This is a genomic window from Vibrio sp. 1288, assembly GCF_033344475.1.
The window spans coordinates 1-689 of the sequence record NZ_JAWPOX010000549.1; the positions used below are offsets into that span (position 1 = coordinate 1).

Annotated in this window: 2 protein-coding genes; both read right to left on the reverse strand. The window is 41.7% G+C overall.

Annotation, left to right across the window (positions count from 1 at the left end; all coding sequences use genetic code 11):
* Positions 1 to 13: 13 nt before the first annotated feature.
* The gene (gene yqfB, locus R8O11_RS27955; RefSeq protein ID WP_005478088.1) at positions 14 to 337 is read right to left on the reverse strand and encodes a N(4)-acetylcytidine aminohydrolase; all 324 of its coding nucleotides are present in this window, start codon (positions 335 to 337) and stop codon (positions 14 to 16) included.
* Between the two features lie 95 nt (positions 338 to 432).
* Positions 433 to 689 (reverse strand): VanZ family protein (locus R8O11_RS27960; RefSeq protein ID WP_318194964.1); only part of this gene is annotated, 257 nt, incomplete at its 5' end.

A 689-nucleotide genomic window follows, 5' to 3' on the forward strand; every position in this document is an offset into this window, starting at 1 on the left:
AGTTTTTTGTGGTCTACTTTTTGATCAATTCGTATTCGATAACAAACAGCTTATCGATATTCGGATAGATTTCTCGAATCAACTGTTTGAGTTTTGGCAATTCGATGGCTTCTTGTTCTGCGTGAAACTCGTTGATTTCATCAAAGTTTAATGGCTCAACAGACAAGATCTTGATATCACAAACCTTGCGGTCAGTTTCCAAAGTGAATACTTCTACTTCTGTGTTCGGTACATAGTGACTTTCTGATTCGTCACGAATAGTGATGGTCTTTTGGCCAGAAGTGATCAATGGCGTGAGAAATTCGAAAAAGGTAATTTTTGTTGGATGAGATGACATGAGGCTCTCTTTTCTCCGGGTTATTTGGCAAGATTATATACCCAAATAACCCAAAGGTGTTTGCCTAACAACAGGTGCGTCACCTGCCGGAGAGTTTATGCACGAGAGCGAGATGCTCGAAAGAGGGTAATCGCTTTGGCACCAAAATACCCAAGGATCATACCAATCCAGTTGGTACTCAAATCGTCAAAGCTGAATGAACGGCTTTCAATAAACAACTGGCTAAATTCTTCCGCCGAGATGATCAGTAGTAAGCAAAACAGCAGTCGAATCCCGAACGCATCCATTTTGGTTGCGTGGGTAAAGCGAGGGAAGGTAAACACAGCGAGAAAACCAATCAACATGCTAAACG